Source organism: Paenibacillus sp. FSL W7-1332, from assembly GCF_037969785.1.
Taxonomy (GTDB): Bacteria; Bacillota; Bacilli; order Paenibacillales; family Paenibacillaceae; genus Paenibacillus_AQ.
The window spans coordinates 2602955-2624155 of sequence record NZ_CP150209.1; the positions used below are offsets into that span (position 1 = coordinate 2602955).

Below are 21201 nucleotides of genomic sequence, written 5' to 3' on the forward strand. Positions count from 1 at the left end.
AAGGCTAGGAGGTAGGTTATGGACGAGAAAACAACATATAACGGCGAACGGGAGACCGATATTCCAATCATTCCACCATCGGAGATCAAAGCATTGGAGGAACAGGAGCTGGCTGAGAAGAGGGAGGCCGAGACCTCCAACAGCACCGAGGAATCCGTCATCTACTGGCAGCATACAGACCATGTCCCCGCAAAGCTGAGTGATCTGAAAAAAGTGCTTAAGGAAGTTATCGGTCTTGGGGTTTCTTTTGATGTGGTATTCCGTGAAATGAACTTTGCCGGGAGAAACGCGGGACTTCTCTTCTTAAACGGCTTCACGAATGATGCCGTGGTGACGGATATACTGACAAGGCTGACGTATCTGACACCGGAGGATGTGAGCAATCAGGCACTTACCGAGATGATGACCCGCTATATTCCCCATGTCCAAGTGGAGCGGGATACAAGGCTCAGCAAAGTGATTAACGAAGTGCTCTCGGGTATATGTGCGCTGTTCATTGAGGATGCGCATTCCGCTATCTTGTTGGATACCCGGAAATATCCTGTGCGCGGGCTCGAGGAGCCTGCGGTGGAACGTGTCGTTCGCGGCGCAAGGGATGGTTTTACGGAGACACTCGTTACCAACGTGAACCTGGTGCGAAGACGGGTTCGTGATCCGGGACTTCACGTTGAGGTCATGAAGGTCGGAAGGCGGACGAGAACGGATGTGTGCCTGGTTTTCATAGATGACATCGTGGACCGTACGCAGGTTGAGGCGATTCGCGATAAAATCAAGGAAGTGGATTTAGAGGGGCTTCCACTTGGAGATAAACAGCTCGAAGAAGCAATCGTGAACAAAGGCTGGCACCCATTTCCGCTGGTCCGATATTCGGAACGGCCGGATGTTGTATCCTCCCATCTGCTCGAAGGCCGAGTAGTTGTCATGGTAGATACTTCACCGAGCGTGATGATTATGCCAACCACGTTTTTGGATCTGTGTCAGCATGCCGAGGAGAATCGCCAAACCCCATTTATGGGGACATATCTCCGCTGGATACGTTTTATAGGCATTTTTGCATCCATGTTCCTGCTCCCGCTGTGGATGCTGCTTGTTGTCCATCCTGAACTGAAGCCGCCGGGACTCGATATCATCGGTCCGCAGGAGAATGCTAAAATTCCGATTATCCTGCAGTTTCTGATCGTTGAATTCGGCGTGGATTTGCTCCGCTTGGCTGCCGTTCATACGCCGACACCGCTTGCGTCGGCGATGGGGCTGATCGCCGCGATCTTGATCGGCGACATCGCCGTTAAGACCGGATTGTTTGTCAACGAGGTCGTCTTGTATATGGCGGTTGCATCCATCGGGATGTATGCAACTCCGAGTTATGAGCTGGGACTTGCCAACCGGATGGTCAGGCTGCTCCTTCTGCTTGCAACAGCCCTGTTTGGGGTGAAGGGTTTTGTCATCGGGACGACGCTTCTGATTCTGCTCCTGACGACACACCGTTCCTACAATTCCTCTTATTTGTGGCCATTTATACCATTTAGTGCAAAAGCGATGGGCGAAATTTTGTTCCGCAAACCGCTGCTTCTATCTAGAAGACGCCCGGCCCACAATAAAACACGCGACAACACCAAAATGGGCCCTGAAATGAATCCGAGAGGCGAGCAATAACAATAACACAAATGTTGTGTTGAAAAATCCATTTTGATTACCTTCCGTTGTCTGCTATACTGTGAACAATTATTCGATTACCCTATTTTGAATCAATGGATCGGAGGAATTGTAAGCATGTTTTTACACGGTACAAGCAAGATTAACGATCAGGGGCATTTGGAAATCGGCGGGTGTGACACATCCGATTTGAAAGCTCAATATGGAACACCATTATATATTGTAGACGAGCAGTCGGTTCGCAATCGTTGTCGGGAATACATCGAGGCCTTCAAGGCGTCCGGCTTGAAGTTCCAAGTCGCGTATGCAAGTAAGGCGTTTTGCGTGATGGCCATGTGCCAATTGGCCGACCAAGAAGGTATGTCGCTTGACGTCGTATCAGACGGAGAGCTGTACACCGCACTTGAGGCCGGATTCCCGGCAGACCGGATTCATTTCCACGGAAATAATAAAACCCCGGAAGAAATTGAGATGGCGCTGGATGCGGAAATTGGCTGTTTCGTTGTCGATAACGTAGTTGAACTGCATATGCTGCAAGCGATTGCTGCCGAGAAGAATCGGAAGGTCAACATTCTGCTACGCGTGACACCGGGTGTTGAGGCTCATACGCATGAGTATATCTCAACAGGCCAAACGGATTCGAAATTTGGCTTTGATATCGGCAACGGCTCTGCTTATGAAGCGGTGAAGCTTGCCGAGGTTCAAGCGAACATTCATCTGATGGGTATTCATTCCCATATCGGCTCCCAGATTTTTGAGGTGGAAGGCTTTCAGATGGCTGTTCAGCGCGTAGCTGAATTCGCGGTTTCCGTTAAAGAAGGTTTGGGGGTTGTATTCAAGGTTGTAAACCTTGGGGGGGGGTTCGGTATCCGTTACGTGGATGGCGATACGCCGCTTCAAGTATCCCAGTATGTAAAAGCGATCACGGATGCCGTGAAGACCCATTTTGCGGGCCTTGGCTCCGAACTTCCTGAAATTTGGGTGGAACCGGGCCGGAGCATTGTTGGTGATGCAGGCACCACCCTGTATACGGTGGGCACAAGCAAGGATATTCCCGGAGTGCGTAAATACGTTGCCGTAGACGGTGGAATGACGGACAACCCGCGCCCGGCGCTGTACGAGTCGAAATATGAAGCGCTGCTCGCGAACCGGGCGAATGAGAAGCCGGAAGAAACGGTATCCATTGCCGGCAAATGCTGTGAGAGCGGAGACATGCTCATCTGGGATTTGGAGCTTCCGAAGGTAGCAACAGGCGATTTGCTGGCCGTATCCTGCACAGGCGCATACAACTATTCCATGGCTAGCAATTACAACCGAATCCGCAAACCTGCGGTCGTGTTCGTGAAGGACGGACAGAGCAAGCTGGTCGTACGCCGTGAGTCGCTTGCGGACATCATCAGCCATGATGTGGTGCCGGCAAGTGTAACCAAAGAAACCGTAACCTATTAATCTGAAGTTTGTTTTACGGCTCTATAACCCAAAAGGGCCCGCCACTGCCTCCGGCTGCGGTCAGGGCTCTTTGGTTTGCCTTGGACTTGATATAGGATGTGTAAACGGGGGACAAGATCGTTTTTGCTTCGAAGCTCAATTCATAGTAAACTATAGAATGCATTGTAAAAAAATCGATTAAAGCGTTCTAATAACGGAAGGAGATAACACATATGGCTAAAAAAGCGAAGATCACATTAGAGAACGGCAAAGAGGTAGTGCTTGATCTGTTCGAGAATGATGCACCGAATACGGTAGCTAATTTTGAGAAATTGGCGAACTCCGGTTTTTATAACGGTCTTGTATTTCACCGCGTAATTCCTGGGTTCGTTGCTCAAGGCGGCTGCCCACAGGGAACGGGAACCGGCGGTCCTGGCTATACCATCAACTGCGAGATCAACCCTAACAAGCATGAGCGTGGAAGCTTGGCCATGGCGCATGCCGGCCGCAACACGGGCGGAAGCCAGTTCTATGTATGCTACGAGCCGCAGCCGCATTTGGACGGACAACATACGGTGTTCGGTAAAGTTGTAGAGGGCATGGAGTATGTGGATGCATTCAAAGGCCGCGACAAAATGGAAAAAGTAGAAGTATACGAAGCGTAACCATTAGCTTCTGGTCAGGACAGGCTCACTCATAAGGGTGAGCCTGTTTTTAATATTCCGGGGAGGGGTTAGGCAGGGTCAGGGAATAATTGGCGGAGCTCCTCCGGAACAGGCCGGCTTTTTCGAGTATGTACATCCATCGCCACACTGGTAACGGCGGCATCCGCGCACAGCTCTCCCTGTTCGTTGTATATCGTCTGAATCAGCACATAACTCGTACGACCCATAATCTGCGGTTCGGTCACGATCGTCAGCCGTTCGCCCTGGCCGCACTCCTTGCGATAATTAATATTGATATTGACGGTAACGGTCTGGACACCGAGCCGTTTCAATAGGTCATATTGAAGATTTCCTGCTTCGTACCATTCCTCACGGCCCCACTCCAGATATTCCAGGTATTTGGCGTTGTTTACATGTCCGTTGACGTCGATCTCCGTAGGACGGACGACAATGTCCAGCGATGTTTTCATCGTTGCGTGCTCCTTTTCAACTGTATCTAGTTCCTGTGTTTATCCTATTTAACTGTTCTCCCTTGGGGGAGGATTCTCCTTCTACATTCAATACACATATTGTCATTAAGTTATAAACTTTAAAAAAGTTAGTTGTTTTTCTTGCAATTTTCAAAAGGTGGTGATAAGATTCTTGATAAGATCAAACAATTTCATATGTTTAATCCTTCGGGGCAGGGTGAAATTCCCTACCGGCGGTGATGAACGCAGTGATTGAGCTTTAGAAAGCAGATGGCTGCGTCTTAGTCCGTGACCCGGATATGCGTGTGTTGTAACACACCGTATGCGGTGGACCTGGTGAAAATCCGGGACCGACAGTATAGTCTGGATGGGAGAAGGAGTGAAAGACACATAAGCAACATGTGCTATTTGTGTCTGTGCACACAACGCGATATGCGTTATGTGCAGGTTTTCACATGCAATTCTAACCTGTGCTTGCGATGATTTGATGTCGTCGGTAACGGATTTGAATCGTTTGTTATAGGCAAAACCTGCGATCATAACGGTTATTTAGTGTGTCGATTATTAACTTCCATCAAGCCCTGTTAAGGATTCCCCGAATCTTTGGCAGGGCTTTTTTGTGTGAACGTTGAGAAAGGGGCATGTTTAGCATGGATATCGTCAACGATGAATTCTATATGTCACTTGCGCTGGACCTGGCTGAACGTGCTCAGGGCCAAACCGGGATTAATCCGGTTGTGGGCTGTGTCGTCGTTAAGGATGGCGCGCTTGCAGGGGTGGGAACACATCTGGAGCGCGGAACACCGCACGCTGAAATTCATGCCCTGAATATGGCTGGCAGCAAAGCAGCGGGTAGTACGGTGTACGTGACACTGGAGCCCTGCAGTCACTACGGTACGACGCCGCCATGCAGCGAGAGGCTGATTGCCGAAGGTGTTCAGCGAGTGGTTGTTGCTTGCGAGGACCCCAATCCTCTTGTTGCGGGCAATGGGATCCAAATGCTGCGCGCAGCGGGAATCCGGGTTGAGATCGGTGTCCTTAAGGAACGTGCTCTTCGCTTGAACGAAACCTTCATTAAATTCATTACGACGGGTCAGCCTTTCGTAACGTTAAAGACAGCCAGCACGCTGGACGGCAAGATCGCTTCGAAAACCGGTGATAGCAAGTGGATATCCAATGAGGAAGCAAGAGAGCTTGTGCATACGCTGCGTCATCGTCACCAGGGTATCATGGTAGGCGTGTCTACCGTAATCGCGGATAATCCAAGCCTGACGACAAGACTTGGCGTGGAAGGCTTGCATCCGGTTAGGATCATTGTGGATTCCAGCTTACGAATCCCGCTCGACAGCCATGTCGTGACAGACGGTTTGGCACCGACATGGGTCTTGACGATGGAGCAGGCGGATGAGAAGAAGCGGTCCATGCTGGAAGAGCAAGGAGTTCAGGTTATCCCCTGCGGGCCAGGACCGCGTGTGGATCTGAAGGCTGCACTGGTGAAGCTGGGGCAGAAGGGGATTGCCTCCATTTTACTGGAAGGCGGGGGCACGCTGAATGGCTCAATGCTGGAACAGAAGCTGGTGGATCGGCTCATCCAGTTCATCGCCCCTAAGATTATTGGTGGATACGATTCCCCGGGAAATTACATGTTCAGCGGGTATGAGCAGATGAATCAAGCGATTCAGCTGACAGGACTTGAGACCGAAAGACTTGGCGACAATATTTACGTCACCGGAATTCCGGTCTGGAAATAAGGAGAAAGAAAGGAGGGAAGCCTGTGTTTACTGGATTGGTTGAGGAGATCGGCGAGATGAGGCGGATCGGACGGAAGGGCGAAGCCATGCTGCTGAGCATTTCCGCGAGCCGGATTATGGATGATTTAAAGCTGGGGGACAGCGTATCCGTTAATGGCGTTTGCTTGACAGCTACAACCATTGACAAAGGCATATTTACGGTGGACGTGATGCCGGAAACCTATAGAAATACCAATCTTAAGGAACTGCAGCCAGGCGGAAAGGTGAATCTGGAACGGGCGATGGCGGCCGGAGGCAGATTCGGAGGCCATATCGTTCAGGGGCATGTGGATGGCGTCGGCGTCATTCGCAGCGTGCAGGCAGATCAGAATGCCGTGGTATACGAGATTGCGCCCGCGAATGGGGACATATTCAAATATATCATTCCGAAAGGCTCCGTCACCCTGGATGGAATCAGCTTGACCGTTGTCAAAACGACAGATTCCTCCTTTACGGTATCCATCATCCCCCATACGCTGGCGGAGACGGTGCTGGCTTATAAAAAAGCGGGCGATACGATTAATATCGAATGCGACATTTTAGGGAAATATGTAGATCACCTGCTGCATTACGGCTCAGAAGGGGCCGGCAGCAAAGGCGGAACAAAACCGGGGATCAGCAGGGATTATCTTGCGGAACACGGATTTGCCTAAGCCTGGTGATTCACATAGAGTCTCCATGTGGAAGAAGGAGGAGTAGCGATGGATGAACGCTTTTCATTTCATACAATCGAAGAGGCGTTAACCGATTTGAAGGAAGGCAAGGTCGTCATTGTTGTCGATGATGAAGACCGTGAGAATGAGGGTGATTTTATCGCATTAGCAGATAAGGCAACCCCGGAGGTCATTAATTTTATGATCACCGAAGGCCGTGGGCTCGTATGTTTGCCCATGACGCAGGCCAGAGCCCAGGAGCTCGACCTCAAACCGATGGTTACCCAAAATACGGACTTTCATGGAACGGCTTTTACGGTTTCCATTGATCATAAGGACACTACGACAGGCATATCGGCCTATGAGCGGTCCATCACCGTCAAAGGCATTTTGGATTCGAATGCATCTGCGTCCGATTTCCGAAGACCAGGTCATATGTTCCCGTTGATCGCAAAAGATGGAGGCGTCCTGCGCCGGGCAGGACATACGGAGGCCGCTGTCGATCTTGCCAGATTGAGCGGCTCCTATCCGGCCGGCGTCATCTGCGAGGTAATCAAGGAAGACGGCACAATGGCACGGCTGCCGGACCTTGTGGAGATTGCGAAGAAGCATGAGCTGAAGCTGATTAGCATCAAGGATCTGATTCATTACCGCAATGAAAAAGAAAAGCTTGTCCAGCGAGAGGTAGCTGTGCGGATGCCGACCGACTTCGGCGTGTTTCAGGCCGTAGCCTACACCAACGACGTGGACAATAAAGAGCATGTTGCCTTGGTAAAAGGGGAGATCGACGGGAATGAGCCTGTCCTCGTGCGCGTGCATTCCGAGTGTCTGACAGGAGATGTGTTTCACTCCCATCGCTGCGATTGCGGTCCCCAGTTCGAGGCGGCACTCCGCCAAATCGATGAAGCAGGCAGAGGCGTTCTTCTCTACATGCGCCAGGAGGGGCGGGGCATCGGCTTAATCAACAAATTGAAAGCCTACAAGCTGCAGGAAGAGGGACTCGACACCGTGGACGCGAACCTGAAGCTCGGTTTTGCGGCGGATCTGCGCGATTACGGCATCGGAGCCCAGATCCTGAAGGATCTGGGGATCAGAAAAATCCGCTTGCTGACAAACAATCCGCGCAAAATCAAAGGCCTCGAGGGTTACGGTCTTGAGGTTGTGGAGCGCGTTCCGATCCAAATGCCGGAGAACGAGGATAACACGGGCTACCTGCATACCAAGCAAGCCAAGCTCGGTCATATGCTGAAATTCAGCGATATCGAGCAGAACGAGAGTGCCAACTAATCACCATATAACAAAAGGTCTTATTTGAGAAGACGGATTTGCCTGAGCATAATAAGCAGAGGAGCAAATCAGTTCTGGAGAAGCGGTAGCGGTCGCCTTTAAATCCTGATTTCCACCTTGAAAAAATAGATCATGAAATCAGGATTTAACAGCGATCGGAAGAACGATTTGATCCGGCAGCGACTTCTTGCGAAGCAATGACTATGATCACCTTAAGACCTTATATAAACTCCAAACCGAAAGGAAGTCATTCATCATGACAACAATATTTGAAGGTAAATTAGTATCCGAGGGTCTAAAGTACGGGATCGTCGTAGGTCGATTCAACGAATTCATCACCAGCAAGCTGCTGAGCGGCGCACTGGACGCACTGAAGCGTCACGGCGCACAGGAGAACGAAATCGATGTGGCCTGGGTGCCGGGTGCGTTTGAAATCCCGCTGATTGCCCAAAAAATGGCAGAAAGCGGCAAATACGATGCCATCATCACCTTGGGAACCGTCATTCGCGGGTCCACCACGCACTATGATTATGTATGCAACGAAGTGGCCAAAGGGGTATCCGCAATTAACCTGAAGACCGGTGTACCAACGATTTTCGGTGTCGTGACGACGGAGAATATCGAACAAGCCGTGGAGCGTGCGGGAACGAAGGCTGGCAATAAAGGCTGGGATTCCGCCATGGCAGCCATCGAAATGGCGAACTTGACGAAAAGCCTAAAATAGTGCTTATTTAATGTAGTGCTCTTTTTTTAGAGCACTGCATTTTATTTTTTTGGCGGGAGGATTCACCGTGACCGTATTATACAAGCTGGAAACGTTTGAAGGACCGCTCGATCTGCTGCTGCATTTGATTGATAAAGCGGAAATCGACATCCAGGATATTCCCGTCAGCGAGATTACCGAACAATACATGGCCTATTTGCACAACATGCAGGAGCTGGAGCTGGAAATTACGAGCGAATTTCTGGTCATGGCTGCAACGCTGCTGTCTATAAAGAGCAAGCTATTGCTTCCGAAGCCTCCGGTTATCGAAATGGACGAGTTCGATTTTTATGAAGAGGATGACATGGATCCCCGAGCAGAGCTCATTGCGAAGCTGATCGAATACCGTAAGTACAAAGGCATCGCACGCCACCTGCATGAGAAGGAATGGGAGCGCAGTCTGATTTATTCCAAGGAAGCGGAAGACCTGACGCCTTACATGCCGGAAGTGGAAGAGAATCCGGTGCAGGGATTACATATTTCGGATTTGATCGCTGCTTTTCAAAAAGCGTTAAGCAAAGCAGTCAAACGTACATCGTATGCCCGCATTCAGCGGGATGAAATATCGGTTAAGGACCGGATTCGTCAGGTCATGAATGCATTGGAGGAGGTTGGGCCTGGAGGCAGAATCCTGTTCTCCAAGCTGCTACACGAAGAGATGGTACGGCATGAAATCGTGGTGACCTTCCTGGCCATTTTGGAGCTGATGAAAATGAAGCAAATTTTGTGCTACCAAGAGAAGTTGTTTGAAGATATCGTCATGGAGTGGAGAGGGGAAGGACGCATTGATGGATTATCCGAAGCTGAAATCGATTATTGAGGGGCTTCTGTTCCTGTCGGGAGAAGAGGGCTTGTCGGTTAGGCAAATTGCTGAGATCACCGAGCAGTCGGATGGCCTGGTTGGCGAAGCGCTTGAGGACATGAAGGAGGAATGGGAGCGCCATGAGCGCGGGATTCAGATCGTACAGATTGCGGGGAGTTACAAAATCGCGACGCTGGCCGAGCACGCTCCCTATTTTGAGCGCCTGGCGTATTCGCCTTCCCGCTCCTCCTTGTCGCAAGCCGCACTCGAAACACTTTCCATCGTGGCCTATCGTCAACCGATTACGCGCGTAGAGATTGAAGACATCCGCGGCGTCAAGTCCGAACGGGCTATCCATACGCTGGTAAGCAAAGGATTGATCGAGGAAGTCGGACGCGCCGAGGCCATTGGCAGACCGATTCTGTATGGAACAACCAAGTCCTTCCTGGAATATTTCGGGCTTGCCAATATCAAGGATTTGCCGGAGCCGTCGCAATTCGAGGATAACGATAGTTTAGAAGAGGAAACGCAGTTGTTGTTCGATAAGCTTGACGGTCGTCAGCTTACGTTTGATGATGTAGAGGAAAGCTAGCCATTATACAATATTATAGGTTGCAGCAAAAAGTTGATCCTGGGCATGGTGAAATCCATCGTCCGGGATTTTTTTATGTGCCCTAGCGAAAATTTGAATTGAAGGACTTGGAACAATTTCGCATCATTTGGAGGCGCTTTTGCCATACTAAGCCAAGCGGATTACATTTGACTAAGTTCGTGCTGGGGGTTACTTCGTGAGGATATGGATCTTTCTGGCGGCTGGTCTGGTCGTTCTCCTCATCGTATTGCTGATCGTTGTGCTGAGCTCCAAGGTAACGATTAAGCTGGATGTGGTTCTAAAAAAAGATGAATATAAAGTGTTGGCGGAAATCAAAATGATCTTCGGATTGATTAAGCGCAAGTATGCAGTCCCCTTTCACCTGGCGAACGGTGGGATCGAGTTTAAGAAGGAGACCGTTGGTGACGACGGAGAACAGGGAACTGCACACGATTCAAAAGAGGCGAAGGCTTCGAGCAGAACGATCAGATTTAAGGACTACGGACGGGCCATGCTTTCAACAAAAGGTTTCAAAAAGTGGTTGAGACAGACCATGTCGGCCGTTCATCTCATAGATGTGCGCTGGTCAACCCGGATTGCCTTGGAGCATGCGGCCGATACGGCGGTAGCGACTGGGCTGCTGCATGGCATCAAGCATACATTACTTGGATGGATGTCGTATCGCCTGGTCATGGAAGAGCTGCCCCGAATTGACGTGGTGCCGCTCTTTAACGGTCCGCCGCAAATTTCCACAGAGCTTAACTGCATAGCGAAAATCTCTTGCGGAAAAGCTATGTATGCTGGACTGGTACTTATAGTTCGCGTGTTAAAGGTGAAAGGAGGAATTAGATCATGGCAGAACACCCTATTCAAGGCTTGATGCAAACGGCTATGGAAAACATCAAGGGAATGGTGGACGTTAATACGATTGTGGGCGATCCGGTGAATACGCCGGACGGCAGCGTTATCTTGCCAATCAGTAAAGTGGCGTTTGGTTTCGCGGCCGGCGGTAGCGACTACAACGTTGAGGCGGGAGGCACACACGCATCTACCACCGCTAACGGGACGCACAACGATCATAGTGCCCTCCCTTTTGGCGGCGGCAGCGGCGGTGGCGTGTCCATTCGACCGATTGCTTTCCTGGTCGTGGGTAAAGAAGGCGTGCACATCGTGCCGCTGGACAATCAAACCCATCTGTTTGAACGGATTATTGATGCGACCCCGTATTTACTCGATCAAATCCAGTCGATGTTTCAATCAGGAAGCAATGCCGCGAATAGCACCACGCCTCCGCCTGCGTACTGATTGGAGCAAGCAAATCCCTTTCGTCCATAACGGAAGGGATTTTTGCTGTGAAGAGAAGTGGATATATGAGCATTCAGCGAAGCTGAACTCATTCGATAATTATGAAATGGACATACCTTTAGCGCAGACGACATATACTTGTACAAGATTTCTGAACACCGGAGGATAAAATGATGAAAATGAAATGGACGAACTGCAAGTCTTTGTTATCCATGTTGATTGCCATAAGCTGCTTGCTGGTCACGGCCGTCCCCGTGCATGCAGATCATGAGAATGGCCCCGCCAACCATGCGCAGGCAGCTGCACTGATTGATGTCACTTCCGGTAGAATGCTCTACAGCAAAAACGGGGACGAGCGTTTAAGAATCGCAAGCCTGACCAAGATCATGACAGCCATTGTGGCGATTGAACACGGCAAGCTGGACGATCGCGTTAAGGTCTCCAAGAATGCTTTTGCCAAAGAGGGCTCCTCTCTCTTCCTGAAGCTAGGTGAGGAGATGACACTTGAGAATCTGCTGTACGGCTTAATGCTGCGATCAGGCAACGACGCTGCGACGGCCATTGCCGAGCATGTCGGGGGTACGGAAGAAGGCTTTGTGCTGCTGATGAACGAGAAGGCGGCCGGACTCGGTTTGACGAACTCACATTTTATGAATCCTCATGGTTTGGATCATGATGATCATTATTCTTCCGCTAATGACGTTGCCAAACTGACGGCTTATGCCCTCAAGAACCCTGTCTTTAGCGAAATTGTCAAAACGCCGACCAAGAAAGCACCGAATCCAAATGAAGCGTGGGACTACAAATGGGATAACAAAAACAAGATGCTTCGTTTCTACGAGGGGGCGGACGGCGTCAAAACCGGTTACACCAAAAAAGCATTCCGCTGCCTAGTAAGCTCTGCCACCCGAAACGGTCAGCAGATTGCGGCGGTTACGCTGAACGACGGCAACGATTGGAATGATCATTCCAAGATGCTGGATTACGGATTTAACCATTTTCCATTGAAAAAGGTTACGGAGAAAGGGCAGAAGATCCAGGGCTATCCACTGGTCACGGGCAGCTCCTTTACGTATGCGTTCGCGCATGATGAGGAAGCGCGTCTGGTGAAGAGGCTGGTCCTGCATAAAGCGAGCACACCCGACTTGTCTTTCGGGCTCCGGGGTCATATTGAACTGCTGCTCGATAATGTCAGCATCGGCAAAGTTCCGGTTTATGCCGAAGGAAGCAAGTTACCTGAAGTCCCTGAGGTTTTGCAGAAGTCCAGAAGCACATCCGGACCCATCGGTTCGTTGTCGCTTTGGCAGTCTGCAGGAGAAGTGCTAAGGCATCTGTTCAGGGCCAAATCATAACTAGCCTTCGCTAAAGAGATCGTGTATTCTCACGCGAGCGAGGCAGCAAACGGGGGCGAAGAGATGATCAATTTGATTTGGATGGGGATGATACTGATCGGCTTTATCTTTGCGGCAGTTAACGGGAACATCGAAAGTGTTACAAAAGCCGCATTTGACGGAGCCCAGACGGGAGTAACCGTCTCCTTCGGTCTCATCAGCATACTGGTATTCTGGCTAGGCATGATGCGCCTGGCAGAGGACGCGGGCCTGCTGAAGAAGGTTGCCAAGCTGCTGGGCCCGGTTGTCCGCTTCCTGTTCCCGGATGTACCGAAGAATCATCCCGCTATGGGTTATATATTGTCCAACATGAGCGCCAATTTGTTCGGTCTGGGGAATGCGGCGACTCCGATGGGGATTAAGGCGATGCAGGAGCTGCAGAAGTTAAACCCGGATAAAGAAACAGCGTCTCCGGCGATGTGTACCCTGCTGGCATTAAATACGGCCAGCATTACGCTCATACCGACAACCCTAATCGCGATCAGGCTGAATTATGAGTCCGCTAATCCTTCGGAAATCGTTGGGACCACGCTTTTGGCCACTGCGATTGCGACGGCGGCCGCCATTATGGCTGACCGATGGTATCGAAGAAGGACGATACGCCGCCAGAAGCCGCCGGGAGTCGGTACAAGCCTGAACCCGGATGTGAAGGGGTGATGAATCTTGCTGTCATGGATTAATCTCGTTTCCGCCTGGTCTATTCCCATTATTATCGCATTCATTCCGCTTTATGCTTATACCCGCAAAGTGCCCGTATATGAATCGTTTGTGGATGGAGCCAAGGACGGCTTCTCCACGGCGATTGGGATCATCCCGCACTTGGTGGGCATGATGGTCGCCATTAGCGTGTTCCGGTCTTCCGGCGCGCTGGAGTTTTTTGTGGGGTGGACGGGCCCTTTTCTGCAATCGCTAGGCGTGCCCAGCGAGATTTTGCCTTTGGGAATTCTCAGGCCGCTGACAGGTACAGGCTCTCTCGCTTATACAACGGAACTGATCCGGGCATACGGTCCGGATTCCATGATTGGCCGAATCGCTTCGACCATACAAGGAAGCACGGATACGACTTTGTACGTGCTGACCGTCTACTTTGGCGCCGTCGGAATCCGCAATGGCCGGTATGCGCTGAAGGTGGGGCTGTTCTCTGATGTGATCGGTTTTATTGCGGCGATCGCCGTCTGCCTGCTGGTGTTCGGTTAATTGAGATCATTCGGACGGTCTGAGTAAGACGGAGCGTTTTTTCTATGTAACAGGACGTGTGCCCATACCCTCGATTCCCTCGCGTCATATACTGCTGCAATTACAAATTGTAGTAGGGGTGATGAAATGGAATTCGAGGGTTTTGTTATTCATCATACCGTGTGCGAGCGGGAACCGCGGAACTGGGATTTTAAAATCCATCCGGACGGCTCGGTTTCTTCTTCATCCGTGCTGGTTCACCCGGGCCAGATTCACATCTGTCTGGAGGGCGACTTTAATACCGGCTACGAGTCCATGTCGCTGGACCAGAAAACACAGCTGTTTACCGCCAGCAAAATCATTTTGGAGCTATCCAGACTCCATGATATTTCCCCGTTATACTTGTTTCCTCACTCCGACTCCTGCCCTGGGGCACATTTTCCATGGAACGCGCTTGTGATTTATCCTGTCGATGGTTATCATTAGGAATGAGGTGACCTAACGAACATGGAGAGATTACAGAAAATTATGGCACAGGCCGGAGTCGCTTCCCGCCGCAAGTGCGAGGAATTGATTCTTGAAGGCAAGGTGCAGGTAAACGGAGAGACCGTTACCGAACTCGGCACGAAGGCCGATCCAGCTCAGGATATCATTACGGTTTCAGGCAAACCGATTAAGAATGAGAAAAAGGTATACATTATGCTGAACAAGCCGAAGGGAGTTATTACAAGCGCTTCTGATCCCGAAGGCCGAAAAATTGTATCGGATTATCTTAAGGGCATCAAAGAGCGGGTATATCCGATTGGACGTTTGGACTACGATACGGAAGGACTCCTGCTGCTGACCAATGACGGCGAGTTTGCCAATCTGCTCAGCCACCCTAAATATCATGTGCCCAAAACATACTTGGCTACCGTGAAAGGGGTGCCCCATGGCACCGAGCTGGACAAGCTTCGCCAAGGGATCATGCTGGAGGACGGAATGACGTCTCCTGCCGAAGTGGAATATAAGGATGTGGACCCGGATAATAAACAATCCGTCATATCGATTACCATCCATGAAGGCCGAAACCGTCAAGTGAGAAGAATGTTCGAAGCGATTTCCCATCCGGTAACGCGTTTGAAGCGGATATCTTATGGAGATCTGCTGCTGCAAAATTTAAAACGAGGTTTGTACCGCCATTTGACAGCGGATGAAATCAACCAGCTTTTGCAGATGGCGAAAGCCGCTAAGCCGGGCGGGAAACCGAAGAGAAAACGTTAAACCCGACACATAATATTCAAAATGGCGAGCGGCGTTTATGACAAATTTCGTTATAATTGTTCATAGGATGTTCACACCCGTAGTAAACGATATGATGAATGTCATAGAAAGGAAGCTGCTGCTTTATGGGCAAATCAAAGAAAAGCGTACAGATTGTGATTCTGCTTGCCATCATCCTGGTCGGAGTTTACGCCGTTGCAACTGTTGTATTCGGCTCTGATAAGGTTCCCAAAGTGGGTCAAAAGGCAGCGGACTTTGAACTTCTAGGCATGGATGGCAGCGTACATACCATGAGCGAATACGAAGGCAAGGCCAGGGTGATTAATTTCTGGGGCACCTACTGTCCGCCATGCGTGCGGGAAATGCCGGCTCTTCAAGCCCAGTGGGAGAAATGGAGCAGTCAAGGCGTTGAGATCATTGGAATTAATGTGGGCGAGAACAAAATGACCGTTGAGAATTTTGTTGCTCAAACCGGCGTGAAGTTCCCCATACTGATGGATCCTAAACGGGATGCTGTTGCCAGCTTCGGGGTTGGGCCGATGCCGACCACCTTTTTTGTTACGGCCTCTGGCAAAATTGATCATATCCGTATAGGCGAACTGGATTTGAACACCCTTGACAAACAAATTGAACAGTTGGTGAATGCGAAATGAGTCAAGGTTCCAAGCCTTTGATCCAGAATACGAAGTGTGATTGCGGACACCAGAATCCAACGGGGACGGTCCTCTGCGAGGCATGCGGAAAGCCGCTGACCGAGGAAGCAGAGGCCCAGCCGATTCTGGAAATGCGGTATGACGGCGTTGCTCGTCGATCACAGAAAGAAAATCCCGGTATTATCGATCGGGTATGGAATTTCTTTTCTTCGGTAAAAGTAGCAATATATCTGATATTGCTTACTCTGATTGGCTCCTCACTAGGGACCATCTTTCCGCAGGAAAGCACATTCCTTAATATTGACCCCTCGGTCTATTACAAAGAGGAGTACGGGCAGCTGGGGCATATTTATTACTTGCTCGGGCTGTCCCATACATACACGTCATGGTGGTTCGTGCTGCTGCTTGTCATGATCGGCGCATCGCTTGTCATTTGCAGTCTCGACCGGGTCCTTCCACTGTACAAAGCGCTCAGCAGACAGCGGATTCCGAAGCATATGTCCTTCCTTACCCGCCAAAAGGTGGTATACCAAGGACAAGTCGAAGAGGACGGTGCCGACTGGGTTGAACGGGTGAAACCGATCATTAAGAAGAAGGGCTACCGCGTGCGAACGGATGGCGGAACCCTACTGGCGGAGAAGCAGCGGTTCAGCCGCTGGGGCCCCTATGTTCTTCATATCGGCCTGATTATTTTCCTGCTTGCGGTTCTTGGACGGAATCTTCCTGGACTGCATATGGACGAGCACATGGCCTTCCCTCAAGATGAGCCTGTGCGTATCAAGAACACTAGTTATTATTTATTGAACGATGGCTTTAAGGTGGAGTTCTATACCGAGGACGATATGCCGGAGGAATTTAAAGGCAAGAATAAAGTACTGCCGAAGGAGTTCCAAACGCAGGCGATTCTGTATATGTGCGAGGCCAATTGTGACGATCTCGGTAAAGAGCCCGAGCTCGTGGAAGTGATGCGTCATAACATCGAGGTGAATCATCCACTCAATTACAAAGGGTTAAAAGCTTATCAATTCGATTATGATCTGACCCCGATTCTCCGTTCGGTTTCGCCGGTGCTGGTTGACAGTAAGAGCGGGAAGGAATACGGCAAAATTACATTGTCTATCGACGATCCTCAAAGAGAGTATCAGGCGGGAGAATATACGTTAACGCTTACACAATCCTTTACCGATTTTGGACTTGGCGATAACGGCAAACCGGTAAATCTGTCACCTAACCCGAATGCGCCTGCATTCTTATTTCTGATTAAGGGACCTGAACTGCCGAAGGAAGGCATTCAATATTTCTACTTCCCGAAACAGATCGATAAGGAACGCTTTAACCAGGAAGCGATCAATGCACAACTGGCGGGTGGGGAAGCGCTCGTACAACTGGATGTTCTCAGCATGGACGATGTGGACTTTTCGGAATCTACGACTTATCTGAATATTCGTGTGGATAAAGCCATGCCGTTCATTTGGATTGGTTGTTTTATCGGTATGATCGGCCTGATCATGGGCTTTTATTTCACCCATCGCCGGATCTGGCTGCGTATTGATGACGGGACGCTGACACTTGGCGCACATACGAACAAGAACTGGTTTGGGATTCGCAAGGAGGTCTCCGCGATCCTCAAGCAAATGAATATCGATGTCGATGAAAAGTCATTGGAGAATAACAGGGGGACTAAGGATGAATCTAATTGATTTTAGCGGCAACGCGTTTATCGTTGCCTTTACCTTGTACTGTGCGGCATTTATCATGTATGCACTTGCCGTTATGGGACGACGGTTCCGCAAGCGGGACCCTGAAGCCCATTTGGCTAAATGGGGGAAGATCGCATTTGTTACGGCATCGATCGGTTTGATCGGACATCTGCTCTACTTCTTTACGAGATGGGCGGGCTCTGGTCATGTGCCTGTCAGCAATATGTATGAGTTTATGACCTTCTTGTCGATGGCAATCATGATTGCCTTCCTCGTACTTTATTTTATCTACAAAAAATCGCTGCTCGGATTGTTTGCCCTGCCGCTGGCGATTCTGATCATGGCATATGCAGCCGTGTTTCCGCAGGAAGTGCAGCCGCTGATTCCATCGCTTCAGTCTTATTGGCTGGGGATTCACGTAACCTTGGCTGCGCTGGGCGATGCATTTTTTGCGGTCGGTTTTATTGCCGGCTTGATGCACCTGCTCCGTACCGTTAACTTTAGCAGGACAGACAAGGGCGCACGCAGAGAACAGCGCTGGCTTGAACTCTGCATGTTTGCCATCGTGATACTGATCGGATTTATTTTGTCGGTGTACAGCTTCCGTGCAAGCGGATATCAGGCTGAGTTTAACCAGACTTTGGTTGACCCGAAGACAGAAAATAGTACAATAGTAAAAGTGGAATATAACATGCCACCGCTTGTTGCACCTTATAAAAGCGAGACGGAGAGCATGCAGTCCTTCTTGGGCATGAAATCTCCACTCATGGAAGCTCCGTCCTGGATGCACGGCGTGAATGCGGGGCGTAAGCTGAATACGGTGATATGGTCGCTGATCACGGGGGTGATCCTGTACGGATTGCTCCGCCTGATTCTGCGTAAGCCGCTGGCAAAATTCATTCAGCCTGCACTGAATAGATTAGATCCGGACGATCTGGATGAAATCAGCTATCGCGCCATTGCGATTGGTTTCCCGGTATTTACGCTGGGTGGTCTCATATTCGCCATGATCTGGGCAGAAATTGCATGGGGCCGGTTCTGGGGCTGGGATCCGAAGGAAGTGTGGGCGCTTATTACATGGTTGTTCTACAGCGTGTACCTTCATCTACGGCTATCGCGCGGCTGGCAGGGGAAACACTCGTCCTGGCTGTCCGTTATCGGCTTTATCGTGGTCATGTTTACGCTGGTCGGCGTCAACTTGATTATCGCGGGTCTGCATTCCTATGCGGGAACCGATTAATTGTCAATAGAATAGCAGTGAATGATCAATCAGAAGGGCCCTTTCTTAACCAAGAGGGCCACTTCTGATTTTCCCTATAAAAATGAAGGAGTTGGCCGCCAATGTCAGAGCACGGAAATCGTATTCTTGTTGTTGATGATGAAGAACGGATTCGCCGCTTGTTAAAAATGTATTTGGAGAAGGAAGGTTATGAAATCGAAGAGGCGGAAGATGGAGAAACTGCACTTCGCAAAGCAAGCTCGGAAGATTACGGGCTCGTTATTCTGGACGTCATGCTGCCCGGCATGGACGGCGTCGAAGTGTGCACCCGTCTCCGCCAGGTGAAGTCTACGCCCATTCTCATGCTGACTGCCAAGGGTGAGGAGATAAACCGCGTACAGGGATTTGAAGTGGGAGCCGACGATTATGTTGTGAAGCCGTTCAGCCCGCGCGAGGTGATCTACCGCGTGAAGGCGATTTTGCGCCGCTCATCCGCTACGGCCTATTTGAGCAAGGAACCAAACCCAAGCAACAGCATTGTTTTCCCGCATTTGATCATTGAACATGATGCTCACCGCGTGACGGCCGGCGGGCATGAAATCAGTTTGACGCCGAAGGAGTATGAGCTTCTGCACTACCTGGCCTCGTCCCCGGACAAAGTATTCTCCCGGGAAGAACTGCTTAAGGACGTATGGAATTATGAATTTTTCGGCGATCTTCGCACAGTCGATACTCACGTGAAGCGGCTGCGCGAGAAGTTAAATAAGGTATCCGCGGAGTCCGCAGCGATGATTACTACCGTATGGGGAGTAGGCTACAAGCTGGAGGTCCCGAAGTAACGTGAGTTTCTGGAGATCACTCGTCGGCAAGCTGTGGATTACGATAACCTGTTTAGTCGCGTGCGTGCTGCTGACGCTCGGATTATTTTTGCTCCCCTATATCGATACCACGTTTGCGAATTCGGATGCCATCAAACGTTTATTTACTTATGTAGCCATTATCGGTTTTTCGATGACCACCTTTTTCGGGTTGTTTCTGTTAACGAAGATTACCCAGCCCATGCAGCAGCTCATTGAGGCCGCCAATGACATCCGTAAAGGGAAATATGGCACTCGGCTAAATCTTGTGACCAGTGACGAGATTGGCGAGCTGGCCAATACGTTCAACCATATGGCAGCAGAGCTGGAAACGAATATCCGCAACTTGAACCATGAGAAGGAGCATCTGTCCAGTGTGCTGAGAAGCATGAGCGACGCGGTGATTACTTTTGATAATCACGGTCAGGTCATTCTGGTGAACCCGCCAGGGCAGGAAATCATGAAAACCTGGAAAGGGCTGGAGTGGGATGATGAGTTGCAGGGCGGAGGCTGGGCGGCCGATGTCATGCCGAAACCGCTCAGTGAGCTCTATTATACCACCGTGAACGAAGGGAAGGACCAAAGCGCTGACCTGCATGTGAAGCAGGGAATTTGGTCAGCACATATGGCTCCCTTATATTCGGATGAAGTGATCCGCGGCGCCGTTGTTGTATTAAGAGATATTACCGAGCAGGTCACGCTGGAGAAGATGCGTACGGATTTCATTGCCAACGTGTCGCACGAAATCCGGACGCCGCTGTCCATGATGCAGGGCTACAGTGAAGCGCTGCTTGACGGGATGGCGGCTTCACCGGAGGAGAGCAGGGAGCTGATACAGGTGATTCATGAGGAATCCCTGCGGATGGGCCGGCTGGTGAAGGATCTGCTTGATTTAACACGTATGGAAGCAGGGCACGCAGAGTTGTCCCTGCGGGAGATGGATGCAGGTGAATTGTGTGAAAGGGTATACCGGAAGTTCACCGTTCGTGCCAAGGAACGCGATATTGATCTTCAGCTCAACAAACTTCACCCGAATCTTCTGCTCGAAGCAGCGGATGAAGATAAGCTTGAACAGGTGCTGACCAATCTGCTGGACAATGCTTTTCGTCATACGCCTTCAGGCAAGCAGATCCGAATCATTGCCGATCGGATTACCGTATCGAATACAGAGGCGCTCCAGGTGAAGATTAGCGACCAAGGCGTCGGTATTCCGCCTGAAGATCTGCCTTTTGTTTTTGAGCGATTCTACAAGGCCGACAAAGCGCGTGTGCGGGGGGAGACGGTGGGAACCGGCATAGGCCTCGCCATCGTGAAAAATATCGTGACAGCGCATCATGGCACGATTAACGCAACAAGTGAAGTAGGCGAAGGAACGGTGTTTACGATGATCATTCCTACAAAATCGGCAGAATCTTAGGGAATGTCTCCGCAAAAGACAAAACACGCTCGCAAGGAGCGTGTTTTTTTGTTGAAATAAAGGGGTTAATCTTGTTCTACGTGGAACAATGATTAACCCCTTATTGTTTTATATTTG

General features: G+C 50.3%; 22 protein-coding genes and 1 riboswitch. Of the genes, 21 read left to right on the forward strand and 1 reads right to left on the reverse strand.

Features of this window, described 5'->3' with window-relative positions; all coding sequences use genetic code 11:
- Positions 1–18 precede the first annotated feature (18 nt).
- The 3 genes from MKX98_RS11455 to MKX98_RS11465 all read left to right on the forward strand — a co-directional run bounded on the left by MKX98_RS11455 (position 19) and on the right by MKX98_RS11465 (position 3746).
- Entirely contained in the window at positions 19–1653 is a 1635-nt protein-coding gene (locus MKX98_RS11455; RefSeq protein WP_194541900.1) for a spore germination protein, read from the forward strand.
- Between the two features lie 117 nt (positions 1654–1770).
- Complete coding sequence (lysA, locus tag MKX98_RS11460) at positions 1771–3102, forward strand: diaminopimelate decarboxylase (RefSeq protein ID WP_339223043.1); 1332 nt, start codon at positions 1771–1773, stop codon at positions 3100–3102.
- A 212-nt stretch (positions 3103–3314) separates the two neighbouring features.
- Entirely contained in the window at positions 3315–3746 is a 432-nt protein-coding gene (locus MKX98_RS11465; RefSeq protein WP_009595227.1) for a peptidylprolyl isomerase, read from the forward strand.
- 68 nt (positions 3747–3814) lie between these two features.
- On the opposite strand, the gene MKX98_RS11470 is transcribed toward MKX98_RS11465, so the two are convergent.
- The gene (locus MKX98_RS11470) at positions 3815–4216 is read right to left on the reverse strand and encodes a thioesterase family protein (RefSeq protein ID WP_194541902.1); all 402 of its coding nucleotides are present in this window, start codon (positions 4214–4216) and stop codon (positions 3815–3817) included.
- Between the two features lie 199 nt (positions 4217–4415).
- Positions 4416–4599, forward strand: a riboswitch (FMN riboswitch).
- 267 nt (positions 4600–4866) lie between these two features.
- Here MKX98_RS11470 and ribD point away from each other — a divergent pair.
- The 18 genes from ribD to MKX98_RS11560 all read left to right on the forward strand — a co-directional run bounded on the left by ribD (position 4867) and on the right by MKX98_RS11560 (position 21084).
- Positions 4867–5967, forward strand: a complete 1101-nt coding sequence (ribD, locus tag MKX98_RS11475; RefSeq protein ID WP_339223045.1) for a bifunctional diaminohydroxyphosphoribosylaminopyrimidine deaminase/5-amino-6-(5-phosphoribosylamino)uracil reductase RibD — start codon at positions 4867–4869, stop codon at positions 5965–5967.
- 23 nt (positions 5968–5990) lie between these two features.
- Positions 5991–6659, forward strand: coding sequence for a riboflavin synthase (ribE, locus tag MKX98_RS11480; protein WP_194541904.1), 669 nt, complete (start codon positions 5991–5993; stop codon positions 6657–6659).
- Between the two features lie 48 nt (positions 6660–6707).
- Positions 6708–7946 carry a bifunctional 3,4-dihydroxy-2-butanone-4-phosphate synthase/GTP cyclohydrolase II gene (locus MKX98_RS11485; protein WP_194541905.1) on the forward strand — a complete coding sequence of 413 codons (1239 nt, stop codon included), beginning with the start codon at positions 6708–6710 and terminating at the stop codon, positions 7944–7946.
- Between the two features lie 256 nt (positions 7947–8202).
- Entirely contained in the window at positions 8203–8670 is a 468-nt protein-coding gene (ribE, locus tag MKX98_RS11490) for a 6,7-dimethyl-8-ribityllumazine synthase (protein WP_220685900.1), read from the forward strand.
- 67 nt (positions 8671–8737) lie between these two features.
- Positions 8738–9529 carry a segregation/condensation protein A gene (locus MKX98_RS11495; RefSeq protein WP_213645147.1) on the forward strand — a complete coding sequence of 264 codons (792 nt, stop codon included), beginning with the start codon at positions 8738–8740 and terminating at the stop codon, positions 9527–9529.
- Positions 9498–10103 (forward strand): SMC-Scp complex subunit ScpB, encoded by a 606-nt coding sequence (scpB, locus tag MKX98_RS11500; RefSeq protein ID WP_071223899.1) that lies wholly within the window; start codon positions 9498–9500, stop codon positions 10101–10103. The genes MKX98_RS11495 and scpB overlap by 32 nt, the downstream gene beginning before the upstream one ends.
- Positions 10104–10299: 196 nt before the next feature.
- On the forward strand, positions 10300–10983 hold the full coding sequence (locus MKX98_RS11505; RefSeq protein ID WP_339223051.1) for a DUF2953 domain-containing protein: 684 nt from the start codon (positions 10300–10302) through the stop codon (positions 10981–10983).
- The gene (gene ytfJ, locus MKX98_RS11510; RefSeq protein WP_220685898.1) at positions 10956–11408 is read left to right on the forward strand and encodes a GerW family sporulation protein; all 453 of its coding nucleotides are present in this window, start codon (positions 10956–10958) and stop codon (positions 11406–11408) included. The genes MKX98_RS11505 and ytfJ overlap by 28 nt, the downstream gene beginning before the upstream one ends.
- 170 nt (positions 11409–11578) lie before the next feature.
- Complete coding sequence (locus MKX98_RS11515) at positions 11579–12760, forward strand: D-alanyl-D-alanine carboxypeptidase family protein (protein ID WP_220685897.1); 1182 nt, start codon at positions 11579–11581, stop codon at positions 12758–12760.
- 63 nt (positions 12761–12823) lie between these two features.
- The gene (locus MKX98_RS11520) at positions 12824–13456 is read left to right on the forward strand and encodes a nucleoside recognition domain-containing protein (RefSeq protein ID WP_339223053.1); all 633 of its coding nucleotides are present in this window, start codon (positions 12824–12826) and stop codon (positions 13454–13456) included.
- A 6-nt stretch (positions 13457–13462) separates the two neighbouring features.
- On the forward strand, positions 13463–13996 hold the full coding sequence (locus MKX98_RS11525) for a spore maturation protein (protein WP_071223904.1): 534 nt from the start codon (positions 13463–13465) through the stop codon (positions 13994–13996).
- 126 nt (positions 13997–14122) lie between these two features.
- Positions 14123–14461, forward strand: coding sequence for an N-acetylmuramoyl-L-alanine amidase (locus tag MKX98_RS11530; RefSeq protein WP_216530951.1), 339 nt, complete (start codon positions 14123–14125; stop codon positions 14459–14461).
- 21 nt (positions 14462–14482) lie between these two features.
- The gene (locus MKX98_RS11535) at positions 14483–15238 is read left to right on the forward strand and encodes a pseudouridine synthase (protein ID WP_071223906.1); all 756 of its coding nucleotides are present in this window, start codon (positions 14483–14485) and stop codon (positions 15236–15238) included.
- 125 nt (positions 15239–15363) lie between these two features.
- On the forward strand, positions 15364–15891 hold the full coding sequence (locus MKX98_RS11540; RefSeq protein ID WP_071223907.1) for a redoxin domain-containing protein: 528 nt from the start codon (positions 15364–15366) through the stop codon (positions 15889–15891).
- A complete protein-coding gene (locus MKX98_RS11545) occupies positions 15888–17591 on the forward strand; it encodes a cytochrome c biogenesis protein ResB (RefSeq protein ID WP_339223057.1) in 1704 nt (567 codons plus the stop codon). Before MKX98_RS11540 ends, MKX98_RS11545 begins: the two co-directional genes overlap by 4 nt.
- Positions 17578–18831, forward strand: coding sequence for a c-type cytochrome biogenesis protein CcsB (gene ccsB, locus MKX98_RS11550; RefSeq protein ID WP_339223058.1), 1254 nt, complete (start codon positions 17578–17580; stop codon positions 18829–18831). The genes MKX98_RS11545 and ccsB overlap by 14 nt, the downstream gene beginning before the upstream one ends.
- Positions 18832–18932: 101 nt before the next feature.
- Complete coding sequence (locus tag MKX98_RS11555) at positions 18933–19649, forward strand: response regulator transcription factor (protein WP_009595176.1); 717 nt, start codon at positions 18933–18935, stop codon at positions 19647–19649.
- 1 nt (position 19650) lies between these two features.
- Positions 19651–21084 (forward strand): ATP-binding protein, encoded by a 1434-nt coding sequence (locus MKX98_RS11560; RefSeq protein WP_339223061.1) that lies wholly within the window; start codon positions 19651–19653, stop codon positions 21082–21084.
- The last annotated feature ends 117 nt before the right edge of the window (positions 21085–21201 follow it).